Source organism: Streptosporangium sp. NPDC000239, assembly GCF_040300765.1.
Lineage (GTDB): Bacteria > Actinomycetota > Actinomycetes > Streptosporangiales > Streptosporangiaceae > Streptosporangium.
In genome coordinates, this window is record NZ_JBEPEI010000010.1 from 231,273 (window position 1) to 254,890 (window position 23,618).

General features: G+C 70.7%; 21 protein-coding genes. 12 read left to right on the forward strand and 9 right to left on the reverse strand.

Features of this window, described 5'->3' with window-relative positions:
- The first annotated feature begins 8 nt into the window (after positions 1 to 8).
- Together ABT340_RS24705 and ABT340_RS24710 are read left to right on the forward strand one after the other, a co-directional pair.
- The gene (locus ABT340_RS24705) at positions 9 to 977 is read left to right on the forward strand and encodes a COX15/CtaA family protein (protein WP_352013181.1); all 969 of its coding nucleotides are present in this window, start codon (positions 9 to 11) and stop codon (positions 975 to 977) included.
- Between the two features lie 49 nt (positions 978 to 1,026).
- Positions 1,027 to 1,740 (forward strand): SanA/YdcF family protein, encoded by a 714-nt coding sequence (locus ABT340_RS24710; RefSeq protein ID WP_352013182.1) that lies wholly within the window; start codon positions 1,027 to 1,029, stop codon positions 1,738 to 1,740.
- On the opposite strand, the gene ABT340_RS24715 is transcribed toward ABT340_RS24710, so the two are convergent.
- Positions 1,722 to 2,948, reverse strand: coding sequence for a PrsW family intramembrane metalloprotease (locus tag ABT340_RS24715; RefSeq protein ID WP_352013183.1), 1,227 nt, complete (start codon positions 2,946 to 2,948; stop codon positions 1,722 to 1,724). The genes ABT340_RS24710 and ABT340_RS24715 overlap by 19 nt on opposite strands.
- A 126-nt stretch (positions 2,949 to 3,074) precedes the next feature.
- Positions 3,075 to 4,028: a heme o synthase gene (locus ABT340_RS24720; RefSeq protein ID WP_352013184.1), complete on the reverse strand. Its 954-nt coding sequence runs from the start codon at positions 4,026 to 4,028 to the stop codon at positions 3,075 to 3,077.
- 321 nt (positions 4,029 to 4,349) lie between these two features.
- Between ABT340_RS24720 and tkt the strand changes: the two genes are divergently transcribed.
- The 6 genes from tkt (at position 4,350) to pgl (ending at position 12,649) form a co-directional block, all read left to right on the forward strand.
- Positions 4,350 to 6,446, forward strand: coding sequence for a transketolase (tkt, locus tag ABT340_RS24725; protein WP_352013185.1), 2,097 nt, complete (start codon positions 4,350 to 4,352; stop codon positions 6,444 to 6,446).
- Positions 6,447 to 6,448: 2 nt separating this feature from the next.
- Entirely contained in the window at positions 6,449 to 7,552 is a 1,104-nt protein-coding gene (gene tal / locus ABT340_RS24730; protein ID WP_352013186.1) for a transaldolase, read from the forward strand.
- A gap of 5 nt (positions 7,553 to 7,557) precedes the next feature.
- Positions 7,558 to 9,186: a phosphoglucose isomerase-related protein gene (locus ABT340_RS24735; RefSeq protein ID WP_352013187.1), complete on the forward strand. Its 1,629-nt coding sequence runs from the start codon at positions 7,558 to 7,560 to the stop codon at positions 9,184 to 9,186.
- Complete coding sequence (zwf, locus tag ABT340_RS24740) at positions 9,187 to 10,854, forward strand: glucose-6-phosphate dehydrogenase (RefSeq protein ID WP_352013188.1); 1,668 nt, start codon at positions 9,187 to 9,189, stop codon at positions 10,852 to 10,854.
- Complete coding sequence (locus tag ABT340_RS24745; RefSeq protein WP_352013189.1) at positions 10,855 to 11,766, forward strand: glucose-6-phosphate dehydrogenase assembly protein OpcA; 912 nt, start codon at positions 10,855 to 10,857, stop codon at positions 11,764 to 11,766.
- Between the two features lie 109 nt (positions 11,767 to 11,875).
- Positions 11,876 to 12,649, forward strand: a complete 774-nt coding sequence (pgl, locus tag ABT340_RS24750; RefSeq protein ID WP_352013190.1) for a 6-phosphogluconolactonase — start codon at positions 11,876 to 11,878, stop codon at positions 12,647 to 12,649.
- Between the two features lie 59 nt (positions 12,650 to 12,708).
- Here pgl and ABT340_RS24755 read toward each other — a convergent pair whose 3' ends face one another.
- A complete protein-coding gene (locus ABT340_RS24755; protein ID WP_352013191.1) occupies positions 12,709 to 13,743 on the reverse strand; it encodes a GNAT family N-acetyltransferase in 1,035 nt (344 codons plus the stop codon).
- A 166-nt stretch (positions 13,744 to 13,909) separates the two neighbouring features.
- Between ABT340_RS24755 and ABT340_RS24760 the strand changes: the two genes are divergently transcribed.
- On the forward strand, positions 13,910 to 15,310 hold the full coding sequence (locus ABT340_RS24760) for an NAD(P)/FAD-dependent oxidoreductase (protein ID WP_352013192.1): 1,401 nt from the start codon (positions 13,910 to 13,912) through the stop codon (positions 15,308 to 15,310).
- Between the two features lie 67 nt (positions 15,311 to 15,377).
- Positions 15,378 to 16,991 carry an amidohydrolase gene (locus ABT340_RS24765; protein ID WP_352013193.1) on the forward strand — a complete coding sequence of 538 codons (1,614 nt, stop codon included), beginning with the start codon at positions 15,378 to 15,380 and terminating at the stop codon, positions 16,989 to 16,991.
- 163 nt (positions 16,992 to 17,154) lie between these two features.
- Here the strand turns inward: ABT340_RS24765 and ABT340_RS24770 are convergent, their stop codons facing one another.
- Positions 17,155 to 18,219 (reverse strand): M4 family metallopeptidase, encoded by a 1,065-nt coding sequence (locus ABT340_RS24770; RefSeq protein ID WP_352013194.1) that lies wholly within the window; start codon positions 18,217 to 18,219, stop codon positions 17,155 to 17,157.
- A 327-nt stretch (positions 18,220 to 18,546) separates the two neighbouring features.
- Between ABT340_RS24770 and ABT340_RS24775 the strand changes: the two genes are divergently transcribed.
- Entirely contained in the window at positions 18,547 to 18,906 is a 360-nt protein-coding gene (locus tag ABT340_RS24775; RefSeq protein WP_352013195.1) for a transposase, read from the forward strand.
- 184 nt (positions 18,907 to 19,090) lie between these two features.
- Here the strand turns inward: ABT340_RS24775 and ABT340_RS24780 are convergent, their stop codons facing one another.
- Together ABT340_RS24780 and ABT340_RS24785 are read right to left on the reverse strand one after the other, a co-directional pair.
- Positions 19,091 to 20,251 (reverse strand): UDP-N-acetylglucosamine--N-acetylmuramyl-(pentapeptide) pyrophosphoryl-undecaprenol N-acetylglucosamine transferase, encoded by a 1,161-nt coding sequence (locus ABT340_RS24780; protein WP_352013196.1) that lies wholly within the window; start codon positions 20,249 to 20,251, stop codon positions 19,091 to 19,093.
- 245 nt (positions 20,252 to 20,496) lie between these two features.
- Positions 20,497 to 20,976 (reverse strand): GNAT family N-acetyltransferase, encoded by a 480-nt coding sequence (locus ABT340_RS24785; protein ID WP_352013197.1) that lies wholly within the window; start codon positions 20,974 to 20,976, stop codon positions 20,497 to 20,499.
- A 224-nt stretch (positions 20,977 to 21,200) separates the two neighbouring features.
- Here ABT340_RS24785 and ABT340_RS24790 point away from each other — a divergent pair, with 224 nt between their 5' ends.
- Positions 21,201 to 21,881, forward strand: a complete 681-nt coding sequence (locus ABT340_RS24790) for a TetR/AcrR family transcriptional regulator (protein ID WP_352013198.1) — start codon at positions 21,201 to 21,203, stop codon at positions 21,879 to 21,881.
- Between the two features lie 98 nt (positions 21,882 to 21,979).
- On the opposite strand, the gene ABT340_RS24795 is transcribed toward ABT340_RS24790, so the two are convergent.
- The 3 genes from ABT340_RS24795 to tpiA form a co-directional block, all read right to left on the reverse strand.
- Positions 21,980 to 22,327 (reverse strand): RNA polymerase-binding protein RbpA, encoded by a 348-nt coding sequence (locus tag ABT340_RS24795; RefSeq protein WP_012892502.1) that lies wholly within the window; start codon positions 22,325 to 22,327, stop codon positions 21,980 to 21,982.
- Positions 22,328 to 22,406: 79 nt separating this feature from the next.
- Complete coding sequence (gene secG, locus ABT340_RS24800; RefSeq protein WP_352013199.1) at positions 22,407 to 22,637, reverse strand: preprotein translocase subunit SecG; 231 nt, start codon at positions 22,635 to 22,637, stop codon at positions 22,407 to 22,409.
- Positions 22,638 to 22,763: 126 nt separating this feature from the next.
- The gene (gene tpiA, locus ABT340_RS24805; RefSeq protein WP_352013200.1) at positions 22,764 to 23,549 is read right to left on the reverse strand and encodes a triose-phosphate isomerase; all 786 of its coding nucleotides are present in this window, start codon (positions 23,547 to 23,549) and stop codon (positions 22,764 to 22,766) included.
- Positions 23,550 to 23,618: the final 69 nt, after the last annotated feature.

A 23,618-nucleotide genomic window follows, 5' to 3' on the forward strand; every position in this document is an offset into this window, starting at 1 on the left:
TGTGAGCCGTGAACCACCTCCTCGACCAGGCACGTCCACGTGCCCTTGGCTTCCTGCCCGGGGTGTTGTCCCCCACGCCCGCGATTCTGCGCCGCTGGGCACTGGCGACCGTCGTCGTCAACGTGGGCATCGTGGTGACCGGCGCCGTCGTACGGGTCACCGGCTCCGGCCTCGGCTGCCCCACCTGGCCCCGGTGCACCGCCGACAGCTTCATCCCGGTCGCCCACGCCGACATCTCCCCGATCAACATGGCCGTGGAGTTCGGCAACCGGCTGCTGAGCTTCGTGGTCCTGATCGTGGGGCTGGCCTGCCTGGTCTCGGCCGCGCGGCTGCGTCCCCGGCGCCGTGACCTGACGACGCTGGCCTGGATCCAGCCGGCCGGGGTGGCCGCGCAGGCGCTGTGGGGCGGCCTGGTCGTGCGCACCATGCTCAACCCGGTGACCGTGAGCGTGCACTTCCTGCTCTCCATCGGCATGCTCGCCGCCGCCGTCGTCTTCCTCGCCCGCGCCCAGGAGGGAGACGCGGCGCCCGAACCGCTGGTCCATCCGGCCATCCGCACGCTTGGTCTCGCGCTCGTGCCCGCGGTGGCCGTCCTGCTCGTCGCGGGTGTCGTGGTGACCGGCACCGGGCCGCATTCGGGGGACGAGGCCGCCTCCCGCTTCGCCTTCGACATCGAGACCGTGGCCAGGATCCACGCCGACGTGGTCTACGTCGTGGTCGGGCTCACCTTCGCCCTGCTGTTCGCGCTGTACGTCACCGGGGCGCCCGCCGCGGCCCGGCGCGCGGCGCTGACGCTGCTGGGCGTGGAGCTGGCCCAGGGCGTCATCGGGTACGTCCAGTACTTCCTGGCCCTGCCCGCCTTCCTGGTCGGCCTGCACGTCTTCGGCTCGACGCTGGTGTGGATCTACGCGCTGCGGGTGGGGTTCACGCTGCGTTCGCGGGGGCCGTTCGGGGCCGAGCGCCTCGCGTCCTCCTGATCCACCCAAAGATCGCAAGTAGCCCGGAAATATCGGCAAAAATGGCCGTATGACCGGCTTATTGGCACTGTCACGCCCCACCATGCGACGCCTCTACCAGGGGCTCGTCCTGCTGAGCGTGCTGGCGCTCGCCCCGCCGACCTGGGCCCGGCTGTCCAGCTCCGGGCACACGGCGGTCGCCGACTCCTCCCCCACCTGGACCACGGGCGTCCCCCCGGCCCCCACGGCGCTGGTCCTCGGCGCCGCCGCCCCCGGTGGCCGTCCCTCCCCGATGCTGGCCAGGCGGCTGGACGTCTCCGCCGAGCTGTACCGGTCGGGCAGGGTGCGGACCCTGCTGCTGTCCGGCGACAACAGCAGGAGGGACTACGACGAGCCGACCGCCATGCGCGACTACCTGATCGCCCGCGGCGTCCCCCCACGCGCCCTCGTGCTCGACTACGCGGGCTTCGACACCTGGGACTCGTGTGTACGGGCCCGCCAGGTGTTCGGGGCGACCAAGGTCACCGTGGTGACGCAGCTCTTCCACCTGCCCAGGGCCGTGACGCTGTGCCGCGCCGCGGGCCTGGAGACGTTCGGCGTCGGCGACGACTCGGCCACCCGATGGGCCGCGACCACCTACGCCGGCGCCGTCCGCGAGTTCGGCGCCGCCGCGAAGGGCTTCCTGGACGCGGTCGTGCTGCGCTCCTCCCCCGTCTTCCCGGGGCCGCGCGAGACCACCCTGGACACCGCGCTCCGCACGGCGGCTCAGTCGGGACGCGGGTAGGGGGCCTGCCGGGGGTGCGGTGAGTACGGCGTGGGCCCCCAGGGCTGCGCCTGCGCGCCGTACGGCCCGGCACCGCCGGGGGCGCTCGGCGGCGGGAACGCCGAGCGGGCGTCGGCCATGCACTGCAGCAGGGCCTGCTGCTCCTCGTTGAACGTGTGCTCGTCGATCACGTGTCGTCTGGCCCGCTCGTGCAGCAGGCCCAGCTCGGTGGCGGCGAGCTGGTAGTCGCGCATCGCCCGCAGCCCCGCGCCGCCACCGTTCTCCTTCGCCCACTGCCTGGCGTTGCGGCGCCCGGGCAGTGAGGAGAGCATGACCACGTCGTACGGCCCGACCAGGCCCGTCGCCCCGTAGGCGGGCAGGTAGGTGGTGATCAGCCCGACGATCCGCTTGCGGTCCCTGAAGACGATCCAGATCAGCACCACCAGCACCACCAGCAGCAGCAGGTAGGCGGCGGCCAGGCCGCCCACGCCCACGTAGGAGGCCAGGCCGTTCCAGATGCCGTGCAGCAGCATGGCGCCGGCCCAGCCCGCCGCGACCACCCAGATGCGTCCCGGCCCCCGGCGCTGGGCGGCGTAGGCGACCGCGACGCCGATCATCGAGGTGAACAGCGGGTGGGCGAACGGCGACAGGATGCCCCGCAGCACGACCGTCACGGCCAGTCCCCTGGCCCCCATCTCGTGCAGGGCGGCCACGTAGTAGCTGACGTTCTCGCTCATCGCGAAGCCGAGGCCGACCATGCTGGCGTAGATGACGCCGTCGGTCGGCCCGTCGAGCTCGGCCCGCCTGAACCTGAGCAGACCCAGCAGGACCAGGCCCTTCATCGTCTCCTCGACCACCGGGGCGCCGAAGGTGGCGGCGATGTTGCGCGCGCTGTCGTAGCCGAGCTGGACGGTGCTCTCGATGTAGATCAGGCCGAGGGAGTTGACCACACCGGCCACCAGGACCGCGACCCCGGCGCCCCAGGCGAAGGCGAAGATCAGGTTGCTGCGGGGCTCGGGCTCCATCCGGTCCAGCGCCAGCACCGCCGCCAGCAGCACGGGGACCGGCGCGAGCGCCAGGGCCAGGGCGATGAAGAAGTAGACCGGATCTCCGTTGAGCAGGTCGAAGGAGAAGGAGGCCAACGCGCACAGACCGGCCACGACGAGCCCCGCGATCAGCGCGACGGACGGGCGGTCCCTCAAGACCCAGCGGGGATCACGGCTCGCCATGCGGCAACCGTAACCGATCAGCCACGACGTGTCCCCTCTCGCCTCATGGTGGTCCGTAACCGGCCACGAAGAGGTATTGCCGGACAGGGCGGCACGAAACGGTGGGACCCCTCGGAGCGGGCGGGCTCAGACGAGCAGGGAGTCGACGGCGACCGCGAGGAAGAGCAACGCCAGATAGGCGTTCGACCAGTGGAAGAAGCGCATCGGCCGCAGGTCCACACCGGTCTTGCCCGCGTTGACCCGGCCGAGGAGGCGGTAGACCTCCCACAGGCAGGCCGCGCCGAGGACGGTGGCCACGACGGGGTATAGGAGCGTCGTCCCCGCGATCGGCCACAGCAGCAGCGAGCACAGCACCGTGGCCCAGGTGTAGGCCAGGCTCTCCAGCACCACCCGGCGCTCGGTGGCGACCACGGGAAGCATGGGGACCTTCGCCGCGGCGTAGTCCTCCTTGTAGCGCATGGCCAGGGTCCAGGTGTGCGGCGGCGTCCAGAAGAACACCACGCCGAAGAGCACGACGGGGGCCCAGGAGAGGCTCCCGGTGACGCCCGCCCAGCCGATTAGCACCGGCATGCAGCCCGCGATGCCGCCCCACACCACGTTCTGCGGGGTCCTGCGCTTGAGGATCATCGAGTAGACGAGCACGTAGAAGAGGTTGGCCGCCAGCGAGAGCAGCGCGGCGAGCCAATTCACCGTCAAACCCAGGCCAAGAGTCGACAGCACGCCGAGGACGACGCCGAAGATCAGCGCGTTCGTCGGCGGCACCTGGTCACGGGCCAGCGGGCGGCGCCGGGTGCGGCGCATCGCCGCGTCGATGTCGCGGTCGATGTAGCAGTTCAGCGCGTTGGCGCTGCCCGCGGAAAGGGTGCCGAAGACCAGCGTGCAGACGGCGATCCACAGCGGGGGCAGGCCCTTGGCCGCCAGGAACATCACCGGCAGCGTCGTGATCAGCAGCAGCTCGATGATCCGCGGCTTGGTGAGGGCGACATAGGCCTTCACGACGTCGCCGAACGAGCGCGGCGCGTCGGACGCGGCCGCCTCCGTCGCGGGCGGGGTCGTCGATTGCTTGTCGGTCAGCACCATTTACGGCGCTTCCAGCACGTGCGGGGTCAACGCGTAACCTCTGATTGAGAGCGAATCCGTGGATGCGGGCACCAGCCAGCCTGAGCAATCAACTGTAGTTGTTGGGGTGGCCGGTTCCGGCATGGGGTGGGGAAGCGGCACGATGTGATGCCTTGGGGGGCTGTGTCCACATCTGTTGAAGCTCCTGCGGACTCGCCCCGGCTCAGCCTACGCAACGGTAGCGATGCCGAACCGTTAGGGTCCGGTGTGGGCGGGAAAAGCCAAACCGGCGCCACCATCACACGAATAGATCCGGAGATCGAGCAGTTGAGCAGCGAACTCGTGCCAGCCCTTGAATGGAGCGACCTTGACCGCCGGGCGGTCGACGTCGTACGGGCCCTGGCGATGGACGCGGTAGAGAAGGCGGGATCCGGTCACCCGGGCACCGCGATGAGCCTGGCGCCCGCCGCCTACCTGCTTTTCCAGCGGTTGATGCGCCATGACCCCTCCGATCCCACGTGGGTGGGCCGGGATCGTTTCGTGCTCTCCGCCGGGCACTCGAGCCTGACCCTCTACATCCAGCTCTTCCTGTCCGGCTACGGACTGTCCCTCGACGACCTGAAGAGCCTCCGCCAGTGGGGCAGCCTCACCCCGGGGCACCCCGAGCACGGCCACACCGTCGGCGTCGAGACGACCACGGGCCCGCTGGGCCAGGGCATCGGCAACGCCGTCGGCATGGCCATGGCCGCCCGCCGTGAGCGCGGCCTGTTCGACCCGGCCGCCGCCGAGGGCACCAGCCCCTTCGACCACACCATCTGGTGCATCGCCTCCGAGGGCGACATCGAGGAGGGCATCAGCCACGAGGTCAGCGCCCTGGCCGGTCACCAGAAGCTCGGCAACCTGGTCGTCGTCTTCGACAGCAACCACATCTCCATCGAGGACGACACCCAGATCGCGCTGAGCGAGGACATCGTCAAGCGCTACGAGGCGTACGGCTGGCACGTCCAGACCGTCGACTGGACGGCGGGCGACACCTACTCGGAGAACGTCGCGGAGCTGTACCAGGCCCTTGAGGCCGCCCGCGCCGAGACCGGGAAGCCCTCCTTCATCAGGCTGCGCACCGTCATCGGCTGGCCCGCGCCCAACAAGCAGAACACCGGCAAGGTCCACGGCTCGGCCCTGGGCGCCGACGAGGTCGCCGCCACCAAGGAGATCCTGGGGCTCGACCCGGCCAAGAGCTTCGACGTTCCCGGCGAGGTGCTGGAGCACGCCCGCGAGGTGGTCGCGCGGGGCCGCGCCGCCCACGCCGAGTGGGAGAAGGGCTACATCGCCTGGCGGGAGGCCAACCCCGAGCGGGCCGCGGAGTTCGACCGCATCTCCGCCAGGCTGCTGCCCGCCGGCTGGACCGAGGCGCTGCCGGCCTTCGAGCCCGGCGCCTCCGTGGCGACCCGCAAGGCCTCCGGCGAGGTGCTGGGCAGCCTGGCACGGGTACTGCCCGAGCTGTGGGGCGGCTCGGCCGACCTCGCCGAGTCGAACAACACCACGATGAAGGGCGAGCCGTCCTTCATCCCCGACGAGTACCAGACCAAGGAGTTCCCCGGGAACCGCTACGGCAGGACGCTGCACTTCGGCATCCGCGAGCACGGCATGGGGGCCATCCTCAACGGCATCGCGCTGCACGGCGGCACCCGGCCCTACGGTGGCACGTTCCTGGTCTTCAGCGACTACATGCGCCCCGCCGTACGGCTGGCGGCGCTGATGCAGCTGCCGGTCGTCTACGTGTGGACGCACGACTCCATCGGCCTCGGCGAGGACGGCCCGACCCACCAGCCGATCGAGCACCTGTGGTCGCTGCGCGCCATTCCCGGCCTCGACGTGGTGCGGCCCGCCGACGCCAACGAGACCGTCGCCGCCTGGCGGACCGTGATCGAGCACACCGACCGCCCGGCCGCGCTGGCGCTGACCCGGCAGAACCTGCCGGTCTACGAGGGCACCGCCGACGCGGAGAAGGTCGCCAAGGGCGCCTACGTACTCCAGGACGCCTCCGACGGGCAGCCCGACGTCATCCTGATCGGCACCGGCTCGGAGGTCGAACTGGCCGTCGGGGCCCGTGAGCTCCTTGAGGCCCAGGGCATCTCCGCCCGGGTCGTCTCGATGCCGTGCGTCGAGTGGTTCAACGCCCAGGACGCCGCCTACCGGCAGACGGTGCTGCCGCCGGCGGTCCGCGCGAGGGTCGCCGTCGAGGCGGGAATCGGGCTGGGCTGGCGGGAGTTCGTGGGAGATGAGGGGGAAGTGGTCAGCCTGGAGCACTTCGGAGCCTCGGCTCCCTACAGGACCCTTTACGAGCAGTTCGGTCTCACCGCCGAGCGCGTGGCCGCCGCAGCCAAGGCAAGCCTCGCCAGGACCGGGGCCGACAAGGGCGAGACGACGGGAAATTGATCATGAGTGAGATTCTCAAGAGCCTATCCGACCAGGGCGTCTCCATCTGGCTTGACGACATCAGCCGGGAGCGCCTGCGCACCGGCAACCTGGAGGCGCTGATCCGCGACAAGCACGTGGTCGGCGTCACCTCCAACCCGACGATCTTCGCCTCGGCGCTGAGCAAGGGCGACGCCTACGACACCCAGCTCCACGACCTCGCCGTGCGGAGGGTGGAGGTCGAGGAGGCGGTGCGCGCCATCACCACCTACGACATCCGCTGGGCCGCCGACGTGCTCAGGCCCGTCTACGACGCCACCGGCGGCGTCGACGGCAGGGTCTCCATCGAGGTCGACCCCCGCCTGGCCAGGAAGACGGACGAGACCGTCGCCGAGGCGCGGGCGCTGTGGTGGATGGTGGACCGTCCCAACCTGTTCATCAAGATCCCCGCGACGGCCGAGGGCCTGCCCGCGATCACGCAGGCGATCTCGGAGGGCATCAGCGTCAACGTCACGCTGATCTTCTCCCTCGAACGCTACCGCGCGGTCCTGGACGCCTGGCTGACCGGCCTCGAACGGGCCAAGGCCAACGGCCTGAACCTGGCGGGCATCGAGTCGGTCGCCTCCTTCTTCGTCAGCCGGGTCGACACCGAGATCGACAAGCGCCTGGACAAGGTCGGCACCCCCGAGGCCGGGGCCCTCAAGGGCAAGGCCGCGGTCGCCAACGCCCGCCTGGCCCACGCCGCCTACGAGGACGTGGTCAACTCTCCGCGCTGGCAGGCGCTGAGCGCCGCGGGGGCCCGCCCGCAGCGCCCGCTGTGGGCCTCGACCGGCACCAAGGACCCCAGCTACCCCGACACCCTCTACGTCGACGAGCTGGTCACCCGGAACACGGTCAACACCATGCCGGAGAAGACCCTCAACGCCGTCGCCGACCACGGCCGCGTCACCGGTGACACCGTCCGCCCCCACTACGAGGACGCCTGGAACACCATGGCCGCCCTCAAGGAGGCCGGCATCGACTACGACGACGTCGTGCGGGTGCTGGAGGAGGAGGGCGTCGAGAAGTTCGAGGCCTCCTGGAACGAGCTGCTGGCCACCGTCGCCGCCGAACTCCGGAAGGCGTGAAACACATGTCGGTTTCCGTGACGTTCGCCGAGGAGAAGCTCGCCGAGCAGGCCGCCGAGGCGGCCGCCCGGCTCGCCTCAGAGGGCGTTCCCGAGGCCCTCTCCAACGGAGACCCCGCCCTGTGGGGCCCGGACGCCGCGGACGAGGCCGCGATCCGTCTCGGCTGGCTCGACCTTCCGCTGAGCAGCAGGCAGCTGCTGCCGCAGATCGGCGAGCTGGTCGAGCGGGCCCGCGAGCGGGGCCTCGACCACGTGGTCCTGGCCGGCATGGGCGGCTCCTCACTGGCCCCCGAGGTCATCACCACGACCGCCGACGTGCCGCTGACCGTGCTCGACACGACCGACCCCGGCCAGGTGCTGCGCGCGCTGCGCGACAGGCTCGACCGCACGGTCCTGGTCGTCGCCAGCAAGAGCGGTGGCACCGTCGAGACCGACAGCCACCGGCGTATCTACGAGAAGGCCTTCCGTGAGGCGGGCATCGACCCGGCCGAGCGGATCGTCGTGGTCACCGACCCCGGCTCGCCGCTTGAGCGGATCGCCGTCGAGGCCGGTTACCCGGTCGTCCTGGCCGACCCGAACGTCGGTGGCCGCTACAGCGCCCTGACGGCCTTCGGCCTGGTGCCCAGCGCGCTGGCCGGCGCCGACGTCGAGCGGCTGCTCGACGAGGCCGCCGAGGTGCGGCCGCTGCTCGCGCGGTCCGAGGGCAATCCCGGCCTGGAGCTGGGCGCCGCCCTCGGCGCCGCCGCGCTCGCCGGGCGCGACAAGCTCGTGCTTGAGGACGGCCTGTCCGAGATCAACGGCCTGCCCGACTGGATCGAGCAGCTGATCGCCGAGTCGACCGGCAAGTCCGGCAGGGGCATCCTGCCGGTCGTCGGCGCCGACCCCGGTGAGGCTCCGGACGAGCTGGTCGCCGGGATCGACTCCGACGGGGTGGTCACGGTCGGCGGCCCGCTGGGAGCCCAGTTCCTGGTGTGGGAGTACGCCACGGCCGTCGCGGGCCGCCTGCTGGGCATCGACCCCTTCAACCAGCCGAACGTGGCCGAGTCGAAGGAGAACACCGGCAGGCTGCTCGACCGGGAGGAGCTGCCCACGGGCACGCCGATCCTGGTCGACGGCCCGGTCGAGGTGTACGGCGAGCTGCCCGGCGGCGAGGTCCCCAAGGACCTGCCCGAGGTGCTCACCCGCCTGCTGGAGGCCGTCCCCGAGGACGGTTATCTGGCGATCATGGCCTACCTCGACAGGGAGGCGGCCTTCGACGCCCCGCACGCCGAGGACGCCTCCTTCGAGGAGATGACCGACGCCTGGAGCGCCGCCGACCCGGCGACGCTGCGCGGCCGCCTCGCGGTGCGCACCGAGCGGCCGGTCACCTTCGGGTGGGGCCCCCGTTTCCTGCACTCGACCGGCCAGTACCACAAGGGCGGCCCGCAGAACGGTGTGTTCCTGCAGATCACCGGGGCCGTCGAGGAGGACGTCGAGGTGCCCGGCAAGCCGTACACGCTGGGCAGGCTGCAGCTGGCGCAGGCTCTGGGAGACCAGGACGCGCTGGCCGGGCGGGGACGGCCCGCGGTACGACTCCACCTGACCGACCGCACCGCCGGTGTCGCACGCCTCCTTGAGGCTGCGCGGGAGGCCTGAATGAGTGACAAGCAGTCCGGAGCCCGCCCGGCAGAGGCGGAGCCGGAGGACGTGCGCGGCGAGGACGCGCACGCCGACCCCGTGGGGGGCGAGCGGTCCGCGGCCGAGACGTCCGCGGCGGCGACCGTCAGCACCACCGAGGCCCTGATCGAGTCCAATCCGCTGCGCGACCCCCGCGACAAGCGGCTGCCCCGGGTCGCGGGCCCGTGCGTGCTGGTCCTGTTCGGCGTGACGGGCGACCTGGCGCGCAAGAAGCTGCTGCCGGCGATCTACGACCTGGCGAACCGGGGGCTGCTGCCCCCCGGTTTCTCCCTGGTCGGTTTCGCCCGCCGCGACTGGCAGGACCAGGACTTCGCGCAGCTCACCCATGACGCCGTCAAGGAGCACGCGCGCACGCCCTTCCGCGAGGAGGTCTGGAAGCAGCTCTCCGAGGGCATCTTCTTCTGCCCCGGGGAGTTCACCGACGACGGGGCCTTCGACGCGCTGGCCATGATGCTCAAGGAGATCGACCAGACCAGGGGGACGGGCGGCAACTACGGGTTCTACCTGTCGGTTCCGCCGAAGTTCTTCCCGGTGGTGGTCCAGCAGCTCAAGCGCACGGGGCTGGCCAACGCCCCGGAGGGCTCCTGGCGCCGTGTGGTGATCGAGAAGCCCTTCGGGCACGACCTGCGGAGCGCCCAGGAGCTCAACGCGATCACCAGCGCCGTCTTCCCGGAGAGCTCGGTGTTCCGCATCGACCACTACCTGGGCAAGGAGACCGTCCAGAACATCCTGGCGCTGCGCTTCGCCAACAACCTGTTCGAGCCGATCTGGAACCGGGGTTACGTCGACCACGTCCAGATCACGATGGCCGAGGACATCGGCATCGGCGGCAGGGCCGGATACTACGACGGCATCGGCGCGGCCCGTGACGTCATCCAGAACCACCTGCTGCAGCTGCTCGCGCTGGTGGCGATGGAGGACCCGACGTCGTTCGGGGCCGACTCGCTGCGCAGGGAGAAGGAGAAGGTCCTCAAGGCGGTACAGCTCCCGCCGGACCTGGAGCTGTCCACCGCCAGGGGTCGTTACGGGCCCGGCTGGCAGGGCGGGGAGCCGGTGGCGGGCTACACCCAGGAGGACGGCATCCCGCCGGACTCCATCACCGAGACCTACGCCGCGGTCAAGCTGGAGATCGCCAACCGCCGCTGGGCCGGGGTGCCGTTCTACCTGCGCACCGGCAAGCGCCTCAGCCGCAGGGTGACCGAGGTCGCGGTGATCTTCCAGCGTGCGCCGCACCTGCCGTTCAGCAAGGACGACACCGAGATCCTGGGGCAGAACGCCCTGGTCATCCGGGTCCAGCCGGACGAGGGCATCACGGTGCGCTTCGGTTCGAAGGTGCCGGGGACCGCGATGGAGGTCAGGGACGTCTCGATGGACTTCGCCTACGGCGAGTCGTTCATGGAGTCCTCCCCCGAGGCCTACGAGCGGCTGCTGCTGGACGTGCTGATCGGTGATCCGCCGCTCTTCCCGCACCAGCGGGAGGTCGAGCTGTCGTGGAAGATCCTCGACCCGATCGAGGACTTCTGGGCCACCCAGGGCCCGCCGGAGGAGTATCCCTCCGGCACCTGGGGTCCCACCTCGGCCGACGAGATGATGGCCCGCGACGGACGCGAGTGGAGGAGGTTGTAGATGACGAGCTTCATGCTCACCGGCACGACGGCGTCGAAGATCTCCTCCCAGCTCACCCAGCTGCGGCACCAGATGGGCACCCCCGCGGTCGGCATGGTGCTGACGTTGGTGGTGGTCTCGGACGAGGGCAACCAGTACGACGCGGTCAGGGCGGCGACCGAGGCGGCCAGGGAGCACCCCTCCCGGATACTGGTCGTCATCCCCCGTGGCCAGAGGGAGCCCAACCGTCTCGACGCCGAGATCCGGGTCGGCGAGACGACCCCGGGCGAGGTGATCCTGCTGCGCCTGTACGGCGAGCTCACCGAGCACGCCGAATCGGTGGTCGGCCCGCTGCTGCTGACCGACACCCCGGTGGTCGTCTGGTGGCCGGGCTCCTGCCCCGCCATCCCGGCGAAGGACCCGATCGGCCTGCTCGCGCAGCGCCGCATCGTCGACGCCAGGTCGGCCGCCGACTCGGTCGAGGCGATCACGGGCCGGTCGAAGGGGTACGTGCCCGGCGACACCGACCTGGCCTGGACCCGGCTGACGACGTGGCGGAGCCTGCTGGCCGCCGTGTTCGACCAACCGGTCGGCAAGGTCAAGAAGGGGGTCGTCGAGGCCGTGCCGGGGCACGCGAGCGCGCTGCTGCTGGCGGCCTGGCTGAGCGAGCGCCTCGGCGTCCCGGTCAAGGTCGTCGACTCGGAGGGGCCGGGCCTGACCGCGGTCAGGCTGACCACCACCAACGGCGACATCTCCATCACCCGTGGCGACGGGCGGCTGGCCACGTTGTCACGTCCCGGCAGGCCCGACCGGCAGGTCGCGCTGACCAGGCGGCCGACCGCGGAACTGCTCGCCGAGGAGATGCGCCGTCTCGACCCGGACGAGATCTACGAGGCCGCGATCCGGCGGATCGCCCGCGGCCGCAAGTCCTGAAACCCGGGTGAGGCGTCCCGCGGTCCGCCGCGGGACGCCCTCACGGCGGGGCTCCCGTACCGAAGGCCCGGCCGTGGCACCCGCCGAGAGTTCTTGAGAGAGAAGTCCCGTGAGCGTTCCCACTGTGATCATTCATCGTGACGCCGACATGCTCGCCAAGGCGGTCGCCGCCCGGGTGATCACCGGCCTCGTCGACGTCCAGTCGAGCCGGGGCTCGGCCTCCCTGGTGCTGACCGGCGGCACCGTCGGCATCGCGACCCTGGCCGAGATCGCGGCCAGCCCCGCCCGTGACGCGATCGACTGGCGGCACCTGGACATCTGGTGGGGTGACGAGCGTTTCCTGCCGTCCGGCGACCCCGAGCGCAACGAGACCGGCGCCCGTGCCGCCCTGCTCGACCAGGTCGACCTCGACCCCGCCCGTGTCCACGTGATGCGCGGCCCCGACTCCGGGATGACGGCCGAGGAGTCCGCCGACGCCTACGCCGAGAAGCTGCACCGCGCCGCGCTCCCCGAGGATCACGGGCCCGCGCCGTCGTTCGACATCCTTCTGCTGGGCATGGGCCCGGACGGCCATGTCGCCTCGCTGTTCCCCGGCATGCCCGCGCTCTACGAGACCCGTCCCGTGGTCGCGGTGCACGGTTCGCCTAAGCCGCCGCCCACCCGGATCTCGCTGACGCTGCCGGTCATCCAGGCGGCGCGTGAGGTGTGGGTGGTCGCCGCCGGTGCGGAGAAGGCCTCCGCCGTACGGCTGGCGCTGTCCGACACGGGGCCGGTGCAGATTCCCGCGGCGGGCGCCCGCGGCAGGCAGCGGACGCTGTTCCTGCTGGACAGGGCCGCGGCCGCCAAGATCCCCGCCTCCCTCGGCCGGATCTCCTCCCCCTGACCCCCTCCCCTGTCGTATGACGGCGGGTCAGCGGACAGGTCGCGCACCCGGCTGGAGACTCACCCCGGGAACGCCCCGGCCAGTGTGCCGACCGCGAGCCTGGCCTCGACCACGCCGGGGTCGTCGGTCGGGGTGACCGCCGCTCCCAGCGAGGCCAGCAGGGCGAGCATTCGCGCGTTGTCCGTGAGCATCGCGGCCCTGACCTCGGCGAGTCCCAGATCGCGGGCGGCGGTGAGGATCATCCTGGCCAGCGCGGCGCCCAGTCCCATGCCCTGCCAGCGGTCCTCGACCAGCAGGGCCATCCTTGCGGTCCCCGGTCCGGGGGTGAGCGCGAGGGTGGCCACGGCGATGACCTGCCCGTCGTGCCCGGCCACCAGCGACCGGCCCCGGGAGCGGTCACAGAGCCGGTCGAAGGCCTGGGGCGGCAGCACGGGCTCCGGGGTGAGGTAGCGGAAGCGGCGGGACTCCGGCGAGCAGCGGTCGTGCAGGTCGCGGACCGCCTCGCGGTAGAGCTCGGTGAGCGGGCGGACCCGCGCCTGGGTGCCGTCGGACAGCGTGACGACCCGTTCGGCGCCGGGCCGCTGCCGCAGGGTCGGCTGGGCCAGCCGTACGAAGGAGGCGGCCCTGGCGGCCTCCGTCAGGGTGAAGGGCAGCCCGGCTCTGCGCAGCCGCACGGAGCGGCGCGGGGTCACCGGGACGGTCAGCAGCGTCGGGTCGGGAAGGTCGCCCCTCTCCGCGCCGTCGACCCAGCGGGCGTCCTCGGCGCGCAGCAGCTCGGCCAGCAGTTCGGGGAGGCGCCAGGGCTCCGCGCGCAGCCCGGCGGCGAGCAGCAGGGCGCGGGTCGGCTCGTCGGTCAGCTCGTGGGCGGTCGCGGTGACGACCTGGACCTGGCGGCCGCCCGCCTCCTCAAGCACCCGGCGCACCGTCTCGGGCCCCGAGGGGATGTCGGCGAGGAACTCGTCCACGGTGCCCTCGGTGTCGGTCTGGACGCTCAGGCCCAGGATGTTGCCACCCTTGTCCGCCAGCGCGGCGGCCAGCGAGGACAGCCGCCCGGGACGCTCGTCAACCGTGGTACGAATCCTCAGAAACCCCATCGGATCACTCCCTCTGTCAGGCACAGCCTGCCGCGTCTCCGTTACGGGAGCGCTACACGGGAGTGAGACCCCAGTTACGTCATGAAATATCACCCATGATGCGTTTATACAACGGTTTCCGTTGGAAGGTTCGTACTAATTGACGGATATAGCAGTATGTATGGCCATGAGCACGCGTGTTCCACTCTCCGATGACTTCGTCAACGGAGACGTCTCCTTCTGGTACCGCTCCCTCGGCCTTCCCGAGGCGGGTGCCCCCCTCGGCGGCGACCGCGACGCCGACGTGGCGATCGTCGGCGCGGGCTACACCGGTCTGTGGACGGCGTATTACCTGAAGAAGGCGCGACCGGAACTGCGGGTCGTCGTACTGGAGAAGGAGTTCGCCGGATACGGCGCCTCAGGACGCAACGGCGGCTGGCTCGTCGGCGAGCTGGCCGGAACGCCGGAACGCTACGCCAGGACACACGGCGTCGAGGCGGCCAGACGGCTGCAGCGGGTGATGTTCGAGGCGGTCGACGAGGTCGTGACCGTGGCCGGGGAGGAGGGCGTCGACGCCGACATCGTCAAGGGCGGCGTGACCACGGTGGCGACCAACGCCGCCCAGGACCGGCGGCTGCGTGAGCTGCTCGCGCACGAACGGCACTGGGGCTGGACGGAGGAGGACGTCAGGCTGCTCGACCCGACCGAACGGGAGGCCCGCCTTCGGGTCGAGGGGGCGGTCAGTGCGATCTGGAGCCCGCACTGCGCCCGCATCCAGCCGGCCAAGCTCGCCCGTGGCCTGGCGCGGGCCGTACGGGACCTCGGGGTGGAGATCGTCGAACGCACCCCCGTCATCGAGATCGCGCCGGGGCGGGCCCGCACGCCGTACGGCACCGTCCGCGCCGACTACGTCATCAGGGCGACCGAGGGGTTCACCGCGGAACTCCGGCAGTACCACCGGGCCTGGCTGCCGATGAACAGCTCCATGATCGTCACCGAACCGCTCGGCGAGCTGTGGGACGAGATCGGCTGGGAGGGCTGCGAGCTGCTCGGCGACATGGCGCACTACTACATGTACGCCCAGCGCACCGCGGACGGCAGGATCGCCTTCGGCGGGCGCGGCAAGCCCTACCTGTACGGCTCGCGCGTCGACGACAGGGGGCACACGCACAGCTGGACGATCGAGGCGCTGTGGGAGCTGCTGACCGGCATGTTCCCCGCCGTGCGCGCCTCCAGGGTGGCCCACGCCTGGTCCGGCGTGCTCGGCGTGCCCCGCGACTGGTGCGCGAGCGTGCACGTCGACCACGCCACCGGCATCGGCTGGGCGGGCGGCTACACCGGGCACGGGGTGACCACGACCAACCTGGCGGGCCGTACACTGCGGGACCTGATCCTGCGCCGGGACACCGAACTGGCCTCGCTGCCCTGGGTCGGCCGCAGGGTGCGAGGCTGGGAGGTCGAGCCGCTGCGCTGGATCGGGGTACACGCCATGTACGACCTGTACCGCAGGGCGGACGCCAGGGAGCGGGCCGGGCTGGGCCGTACCTCCGTCCTGGCACGGGTCGCCGACTCCATCACCGGACGCTGAGCCACCACCGTCACCGCACACAGAGGAGAGCCATGACCCACCCGTCCCACGTGTACGCGGAGGAGCGGTGAACGACATCCTGTTCCGCGGCGGCCGGGCGTTCCTGGCAGCGGACGCCTTCGCCGAGGCCGTGCTGGTCCGTGACGGCAGGATCGCCGCCGTCGGCCCCGAGACCGACCTCCTACGGCGGGCCGCCCCCGGCCACGAGACCGTGGACCTGGGCGGCGGCCTGCTGATCCCCGGCGTCACCGACGCGCACATCCACCCGGTGCAGGCGGGCCTCGAACGGGCCAGGTGCGACCTGTCCGAGGTCTACGGCCTGCCGGAGTACCTGGAGCGGATCATCTCCTACGCGGAGGCGAACACCACCCGCGAGTGGATCGACGGCGGCGGCTGGGACATGGCGGCCTTCCCGGGCGGCCTGCCGCACCGCTCACAGATCGACTTCCTCGACCGGCCCGCCTACCTGCTCCAGCGCGACCACCACGCGGCCTGGGTCAACACCCTCGCCCTGCGGCGGGCGGGCATCACCCGCGAGACGCCCGACCCGCCGGACGGACGCATCGAGCGCGACCCGGACGGCACGCCGAGCGGCGTGCTGCACGAGGGCGCGATGGACCTGGTCGGGCTGCTCGCACCGAGCCCGACGCCGGGCGACATGGCCGACGCGCTCGTCGAGGCCCAGAACCACCTGTTCTCCCTGGGCATCACGGGCTGGCAGGACGCCATCGTCGGCTCCTACGCGGGCTGGGACGACCAGTTGCCCGTCTACCTGTCGGCCGCCGCCTCGGGGCGGCTGAGGGCCAGGGTCGTCGGCGCGCTGTGGTGGGACCGCACCCGTGGCGCCGAGCAGATCCCCGAGCTGATCGAACGCCGCGCCTCGGCCGAGGGCCTGGAGCGCTTCCGCGCCACCTCGGTGAAGATCATGCAGGACGGCATCACCGAGAACTTCACCGCCGCGGTGATCGAGCCCTACTGCCGCTGCGGCGGCACCGGCCTCTCCTACGTGGACCCGGCGCTGCTGAAGGGCCACGTCGCCGAACTGGACCGGCACGGCTTCCAGGTGCACTTCCACGCCATCGGCGAGCGCGCGGTCCGCGAGGCCCTCGACAGCTTCGAGGGGACGGACCCCGCCAACCGGCACCACATCGCGCACCTGCAGATCATCGAGCCCTCGGACGTGCCGCGCTTCGCCGCCCTCGGGGTGACCGCCAACCTGCAGCCGCTGTGGGCGACCCATCACGCGCAGATGGACGAGCTGACGATCCCCTTCCTCGGCGAGGAGCGGTCCGCCTGGCAGTACCCCTTCGCCGACCTGCTGCGTTCGGGCGCCCGGTTCTGCGCGGGCAGTGACTGGCCCGTCTCGACCGCCGACCCGTTCCAGGGCATGCACGTCGGGGTCAACCGCACCGAGCCCGGCGGCTCGGTGCACGTGGACTACCCCACCGCCCGGACGCCGTTCCTGCCGGGCCAGTGCCTGGACCTGTCCACCGTGCTGACCGCCTACACCGCGGGCTCGGCCTGGATCAACGGAGACGACGAGGCCGGGGTCATCTCCCCCGGCAACCGCGCGGACCTGGTCGTCCTGGACCGCGACCCGTTCACCGAACCGGCGGCGGACATCTGGCGGACCAGGGTCGCGATGACCTTCGTCGGCGGCGAGGAGGTCTACCACCGCTGACCGGCGGCCCACACCTCGATCGTTTCGCTTGGGCGGCCGTGGTCCCGGCGGAGGCGCCGGGACGGGAGACCTCGGACCGCCCTCCGGCCGGGCAACGCGATCGGCGCGCCCGGCGGGGCCCTCACCGCCGCCGGGAGCGATGCGGAGTCTCCGGGACGGGATCTCAGTCGCAGATCGGTTCCCCGGTCTTGGCGGCGACCCCGACCGCGCTCCAGGCGGCCCTGACGGCGTTCACCTCGGTGCAGCTTCCCGGGTAGAGGGTCGCGGCGGCCTGTACGGTGGCCGCGCGTGCCTTGGCGTAGTTCCAGGGGGCGGTCTTGAGCTGGACGCCGCGGTAGAAGATCTCCCCCGCCTTACGGATGCCGATGCCCCTCAGCACCGAGGGCCCGGAGCAGACGGGGCTGGAGGGCTTGCCCACCGGGTTGGTCCCCTCCGCGAGCAGGTAGAACCAGTGGTTCTGCGGGCCGGCGTCGGTGGTGAAGCGGGTGTAGCAGTTCTTGCCGTCCAGCCGGGAGGGGTTGTACATGTTGCGGACCGGCCCGTCGCCCTTCAGGTCGAACTCCTCACCGATCAGGTAGTCCGGCTCGTCGAGTGTGTCCGGGTGGCCGACGTAGTGTTCGAGCAGCGTGGCGAAGATGTCACCCGACGACTCGTTGAGTCCCTGGTGCTCCTGGCCGTCACCGCCGGAGGAACCGCTCCAGCCCGAGCCGGACTCCAGGAAGGTCCGCAGACCGTACTCGTGCCCGACCATGTCCAGTGAGGTGGCCCACTTCGTGCCCGCCTGGTTCCGGCCCAGGGCGACCCACCCGCTCAGGTAGGAGCCGACCAGGTCCGGCTTGAGATACACCGGGAGGGTACGGCCCTGCCCATCGGTGCCGTCGCGCCCGAACCAGTCGCGCAGCATGTCCATGTACCGCTGCGCGGCGAACATGCCGTCGACGCAGGCGGTCTCCTGGTTGACCGGGCTCCTGTCGCCCCAGTCGTTGCCACTTTTGACGAGGGGCACACCGAACGCCCCGACGTTGCAGCTCAGTCCCGAGTAGGTGGGATCGCTCATGATGTAGTGGTCGGGGCCTCCCGCGGTCCGCAGGGACACCGGATCGCCGTTGTAGTAGCTGTGGCCCACGCCCTGCTGGACCGGGCTATCCGGCTCGGACGCCGTCGCCGGTGTGGCCGACGTCAGCGCCGTCACGACCACGACGGCGCCCAGCACGATCTTGGAGGTCATCTGACGGCTCCTTCTTCTGGGGGGTTCCTCGTCAGAATCGACACGTGGAGAACGCCCGTCGCCCGGGTCGTTTTCTCCTGGAAAATACAAATTCGCAGGCGGCACGGCAATGTCCGGCGCTTTTCGGACGACCGGCCGCGCGGCCCGCGATTCGCGAGAGGCGTCCCGTAACGACCGCGCCGTCCCTTCCCCGGCCCCGTGGCGGCGAGGACCCCGCGGGCGCGCCCGCCTAACGGGCACCCGATACACCCCGGCGACACGCCGTCCCGTCAGGGCGAAGACGTGGCGGATAGATCAGTGGGCACAAATGGTGTACATCATGAGGTCGTGGACAACCGGTTGAAGCGTCACGACCTGACCGAGGACGAGTGGGTACGGCTGGCGCCGCTTTTACCCTCGCATCCCCGCAGGGGTCATCGCTGGGCCGATCACCGGGCGACCATCAACGGGGTGTTCTTCCGCAGCCGGGCCGACTGCTCGTGGCGTGCCGTCCCCGAGGTCTACGGCCGGTGGAAGACCGTCTACAACCGCCATCGGCGCTGGTCGACGGACGGCACCTGGGAGACGATCCTGCAGGCGCTGCTCTCGGGCGAGACCGTGCCCGAGCCGGACAGGGCGACGGGCTCAGGTCGCCCCGCGCGCCAGGACATCCGGCCGGGCATGATGTTCGAGGTCGCGCACTGGTGACCGAGGCGGACCGCGTCCCGGGTCCACCGGCCGAGCGCGGCCGTGAACGCCTCATGGCGGCCCTGTCCCGGCGCCCTCGGCGCGTCACGCCTCGATCCTGTGCCCGGGGCACGTACCGGTCCGGCCCGGCACCCCCGGGATGCGGCCGCCCGTTCCCCGCTTTCGGGTGTTCAGCCGCGCGGGCTCAGCCGACGGCCGCCTCCTGGAGGACGACGCGGGCGAGGGCGTCGGCGGCGTCGAGACGGCCGAGGGACTTGGCGGCCTTGGCCATGGTGGCGCGGGCGTGGGGGTCGGCCAGCAACGATCCGAGTTCGGCGAGCAGGTGCTCCGGGGCGGGACCCGCGTCCAGGAGCGCCCTGGCCGCCCCCGCCTCGGCCAGGTAGCGGGCGTTCTGCCGCTGTTCGTCCCCCGCCGACGGGATCAGGGGGATCAGGACGGAGGGCTTGCCGATCGCGGTCAGTTCGGCGATCGTACCGGCGCCGCTGCGGGAGACGACGACGTCGGCGGCGGCGAACACGTGGGCCAGTTCCTCCCCCACGTAGGCCACCGGCTGGTAGCGCTCCGCCAGTTCGGGGGGCAGGGCCGCGGCGGTCCGGTTGAGCCCGTCGATCCAGCCCGCGCCGCACTGGTGGAGCACCTGCGCCCTGGTGAGCAGCGACGGCAGGACGGCCTCGATCATGGTGTTGATCTGCCTGCTGCCCTGTGCCCCGCCGGTCACGTAGACCAGCGGCAGTTCGGGCGACAGACGGAAGTGCCAGCGGCCCGACGGGGCGTTGCCGTTCAGCAGGTGGGGGCGGACGGGATTGCCGGTGACCACGGCACGTTCCCGCGCGGAGGCGGGCAGGTGCTCGACCGACGAGGGATGGGTGAGCGCGACGCGGGTGGCGAAGCGCGCCAGGATGCGGTTGGCCAGGCCGAGCGCGGTGATCTGTTCGTGCATCACCAGCGGCCGGCCGAGCAGTCTGGAGGCCAGTCCCAGCGGCACGCACACGTATCCCCCGGTCGACAGCACCACGTCGGGACGGTAGCGGGCGGCGATGCCGAAGGCCTGCAGGACACCGACGGGGATGCGGAACATGTCGGCGAGATTGGTGAGCAGTTCACGCGGATTGGGGGAACGCCGGAGCTTGCCCGCCTTGATCGCGCGGAACGGGATGCCGTGCTCGGCCGCGACGCGGGCCTCAAGGCCGCTCGCCGTACCCACCCAGAGGACGTCGAGGCCGAGGCCGCGGGCGGCGGCCTGCTCGCGCACGGCCGCGACCGTGGTCAGCGCGGGGTAGGTGTGACCGCCGGTTCCGCCTCCGGTGACGAGCATCCGCAGGGGACGGGGGTTTCCGGCGTTCATGTTCGTGTCCTTCCAGCGTTGCGGTCATCCGGGCTCTGGGCCGCGCCGGAGCGTCCGGCGGCCTCGCGCACGCTACCCGGAGTCACGACGAAGATCCAATTCACCGGGTACGGCCACCGCCTCGACGGGTGACAACCGGCCTTCCTGCCCCCGGAGACACGGGAAACGATATTTGCTTCCACCCCCTTCCGAGGGCTTATCCCCGTTTTCCCCATGATGCCGTGACCGCACGGCTCGCGGGCGAATCAGCGGTGTGCGTCGTACGGTGTCCAGCGAAGAGTCATGTCGGGCAGTTTCTCCATGTTCCGCTGGCCGTCGTCGGTGTCGAAGACGGTGAAACCGTGGCGTTCGTAGAAGGCGCGGGCCTCGACGTTGCTCTGGAAGACGTACAGGGAGAGGCCGTCCGGGCTGTGCCGCCTGACCTCGTCGAGCAGGAGCGTGCCGATGCCCTGGCGGCGGATGTCCGGCCTCAGGTAGAGATGTTCGAGCATGTCCCCCTCAAGGGCGGCGTAGCCGACGACCTCTCCGTCCCGCACCGCAACCCAGGTCCGGCACGAGGTGAGCACGACCTCCTCGATCCATCGGGTGACCTGGGCGTGGTCGCGTCTCTGCGGCGGCAGGTACGGCATGGTCACCGCCCGGGAGGTCATGTGGATGTGCGCTATCGCCGCCGCGTCCGCCGTGTTCGCGGGCCTGATCTTCGTCGTCGCCTCTGTGCCGGTCACGGCAGGAACCTACAGTCCCGGCCGGGACAGGAGCCAACGGATAAACCAGCGCAGTCCAGCAAGAACAGGAGATGCATCCGTTATGTCCCCTATGTCCAGAAAGGAAGATATAAGGATCTTCGCCGCCGAGACACGCGGGAGCCTCCACACAGATACGATCATGAATATGAAGAAGGACATGGGCGCGGCCGGGGAGACGGGCGCCGCATCCGGAACCGCCTTCGATGGCTGAGCCGACCAGGAAGGAGCCCTCAGTAACGGGGAAGGAGCTACCACTCGTCGGAGACGCTCCCAGAGAGCGGGCCGACGCGGCGGAGAATCGGAGAAAGATTCTCTCCGCCGCCCGGCGCATCACGGCCTCCGGCGGTGTGGAGAGCTTGTCAATGGACGAAGTGGCTCAGGTCGCAGGTGTCGGGGTCGGCACGGTCTACCGGCGATTCGGGGATCGGGCCGGTCTGGCGTACGCGCTGATCGACGAGCGAGAACGCACCCTGCAGGCCGCGTTCCTGCACGGACCGCCACCACTCGGGCCGGGGGCGCCAGCCTCCGAACGCATCATCGCCTTCATGGAGGCGTTGGTCGACCGCACCGAGGAACAGGCCGACCTGCTGCTCTTCGCAGAAGCCAGCGCGCCGGAGGCGCGGTACACCGGCGGCTCCTACGCCGCCTACCACCTGCATCTGACGACGCTGCTGCTGAACCTTCGTCCCGACACGGACGTCCACTACCTGGCGGACGCCCTGCTTGCCCCGCTGGCCGCTCCTCTTTACCTGCACCAGCGCAGGACACTGGGCATGGACGTCGAACGGGTGAAAGCCGGTCTGGACGAACTGGTGCGCACACTCAGGCAACCGGACTTCGAGTTCGAAGATCGGCCCCAGCCGGAGCCATCACCCCCCATATAAGCGGAGAAATCTCCGCATGACAAGATCCGTAACCATTCCGTAGTCATGCCGAGAGGCCCTCGCGCGGATGTTCCACGAGGGCCTCTCGGCATGCCGTACTAGTAAATGGGTCGCGAGGAGGAGCGCAGCCGCTCCAGGGCTTCGGCCAGGATCTGAGCGCCGTCCTTGTCGCTGCGACGTTCCTTCACGTAGGCCAGGTGCGTCTTGTAAGGCTCGTTGCGCGGCGGAGCGGGCGGGTTCGCCTCGTCCTGACCGGCGGGAAGACCGCACCGGGGGCAGTCCCAGAACTCAGGGACGGCGGCGTCACTGGCGAAGCTTGGGCGCGTCTCATGCATGTTCGCGCACCAGAACGGAACCCTTACCCGGGGAGCCGCCTCGCCACGCTCCGCCTCCCCCATCGGGCCCGCGCCGACACGACTGCCACGGATCGCGTTGCCACTACCCACGGATGAACTCCTCGCTCGATGGCCCCTGCGCTCGGTTGGATGCGGGGGGCTGAACCACTGTCACGCTTGCGTAGCCGGATCAGGGCCTGAGAATGAGGCCCAACGCGATGATGCACACGAACCAGACCACACCGGTGATGACGGTGAGCCGGTCGAGGTTGCGCTCCACCACGGAGGAGCCACCAAACGACGACGAGAAGCCGCCGCCGAACATGTCCGAGAGGCCGCCGCCCTTGCCCTTGTGGAGCAGAACAAGCAGCACCATCAGCATGCTCGACAAAATGAGGGCGATGGAGATTCCGATTGTCACCGTGACCTGTCCCTGTGTGCGACCCGCGTCCGGGTGTGTCCCTGGATGACGCCTGTGGCGTGACGATTCAAACTTGCTCTAAGAGGGTACGACCTGTTGTCAAGTCGTACCCTCCGAATGGCCCAGTCAGCCGGACATTTCGCTAAAGCGGCAGATTTTGGCGAACTCTCCGGGGTCGAGGCTGGCGCCGCCGACCAGGGCACCGTCCACATCGGGCTGAGCCATGATGCCGGCGACGTTGTCAGACTTGACCGATCCTCCGTAAAGGATACGGACGGCGGCGGCCACCTCGCCGTCATACAGCTCGGCGAGTCGGGAACGCAGCGCCGAGCAGACCTCCTGCGCGTCGGCCGGGGTCGCCACCTCACCGGTCCCGATCGCCCAGACCGGCTCGTAGGCCAGCACGATCGACCTGACCTGCTCCGCGGGGACCTTCCTGAGCGCCCCGTCGAGCTGCGAGACGCTGTGGGAGACCTGGTCACCCGCCCTGCGGACCTCCAGCCCCTCCCCCACGCACAGGATCGGCGTGAGCGAGTTGCGGTAGGCCGCCTGCACCTTGGCGTTGACCACGTCGTCGTCCTCGCGGTGGTACTGCCGCCGCTCGGAGTGCCCGATCACGACGAAGGTGCACCCGAGCTTGGCGAGCATCGCCCCGGAGACCTCTCCGGTGTAGGCGCCCGCGTCGTGCAGGGAGAGGTCCTGCGCGCCGTACAGGAGGCGCAGCCTGTCGCCGTCGATCAGGGTCTGCACGCTGCGCAGGTCCGTGAACGGCGGCAGCACCGCCACGTCGACCTTGTCGAAGTCCTTGTCGTTGAGGGCGAAGGCCAGCTTCTGGGTGGTGGCGATGGCCTCAAGGTGGTTGAGGTTCATCTTCCAGTTGCCGGCCATGAGCGGCTTGCGCGTCGTGCTCATCAGTGGCTCACCGTCTCTCGTCCGCCTTCGTCTCGGTCATGTTCCGAACCCGCCGCCCCCGTGTTCCGG

Excerpts from the sequence above, each read along its gene's own strand:
- ABT340_RS24710 (WP_352013182.1), top strand. The coding sequence starts at position 1,027 with ATGACCGGCTTATTGGCACTGTCACGCCCCACCATGCGACGCCTCTAC.
- ABT340_RS24715 (WP_352013183.1), bottom strand. The coding sequence starts at position 2,948 with ATGGCGAGCCGTGATCCCCGCTGGGTCTTGAGGGACCGCCCGTCCGTC.
- ABT340_RS24720 (WP_352013184.1), bottom strand. The coding sequence starts at position 4,028 with ATGGTGCTGACCGACAAGCAATCGACGACCCCGCCCGCGACGGAGGCG.
- tal (WP_352013186.1), top strand. The coding sequence starts at position 6,449 with ATGAGTGAGATTCTCAAGAGCCTATCCGACCAGGGCGTCTCCATCTGG.
- ABT340_RS24735 (WP_352013187.1), top strand. The coding sequence starts at position 7,558 with ATGTCGGTTTCCGTGACGTTCGCCGAGGAGAAGCTCGCCGAGCAGGCC.
- zwf (WP_352013188.1), top strand. The coding sequence starts at position 9,187 with ATGAGTGACAAGCAGTCCGGAGCCCGCCCGGCAGAGGCGGAGCCGGAG.
- ABT340_RS24745 (WP_352013189.1), top strand. The coding sequence starts at position 10,855 with ATGACGAGCTTCATGCTCACCGGCACGACGGCGTCGAAGATCTCCTCC.
- ABT340_RS24755 (WP_352013191.1), bottom strand. The coding sequence starts at position 13,743 with ATGGGGTTTCTGAGGATTCGTACCACGGTTGACGAGCGTCCCGGGCGG.
- ABT340_RS24760 (WP_352013192.1), top strand. The coding sequence starts at position 13,910 with ATGAGCACGCGTGTTCCACTCTCCGATGACTTCGTCAACGGAGACGTC.
- ABT340_RS24770 (WP_352013194.1), bottom strand. The coding sequence starts at position 18,219 with ATGACCTCCAAGATCGTGCTGGGCGCCGTCGTGGTCGTGACGGCGCTG.
- ABT340_RS24780 (WP_352013196.1), bottom strand. The coding sequence starts at position 20,251 with ATGAACGCCGGAAACCCCCGTCCCCTGCGGATGCTCGTCACCGGAGGC.
- ABT340_RS24790 (WP_352013198.1), top strand. The coding sequence starts at position 21,201 with ATGGCTGAGCCGACCAGGAAGGAGCCCTCAGTAACGGGGAAGGAGCTA.
- tpiA (WP_352013200.1), bottom strand. The coding sequence starts at position 23,549 with ATGAGCACGACGCGCAAGCCGCTCATGGCCGGCAACTGGAAGATGAAC.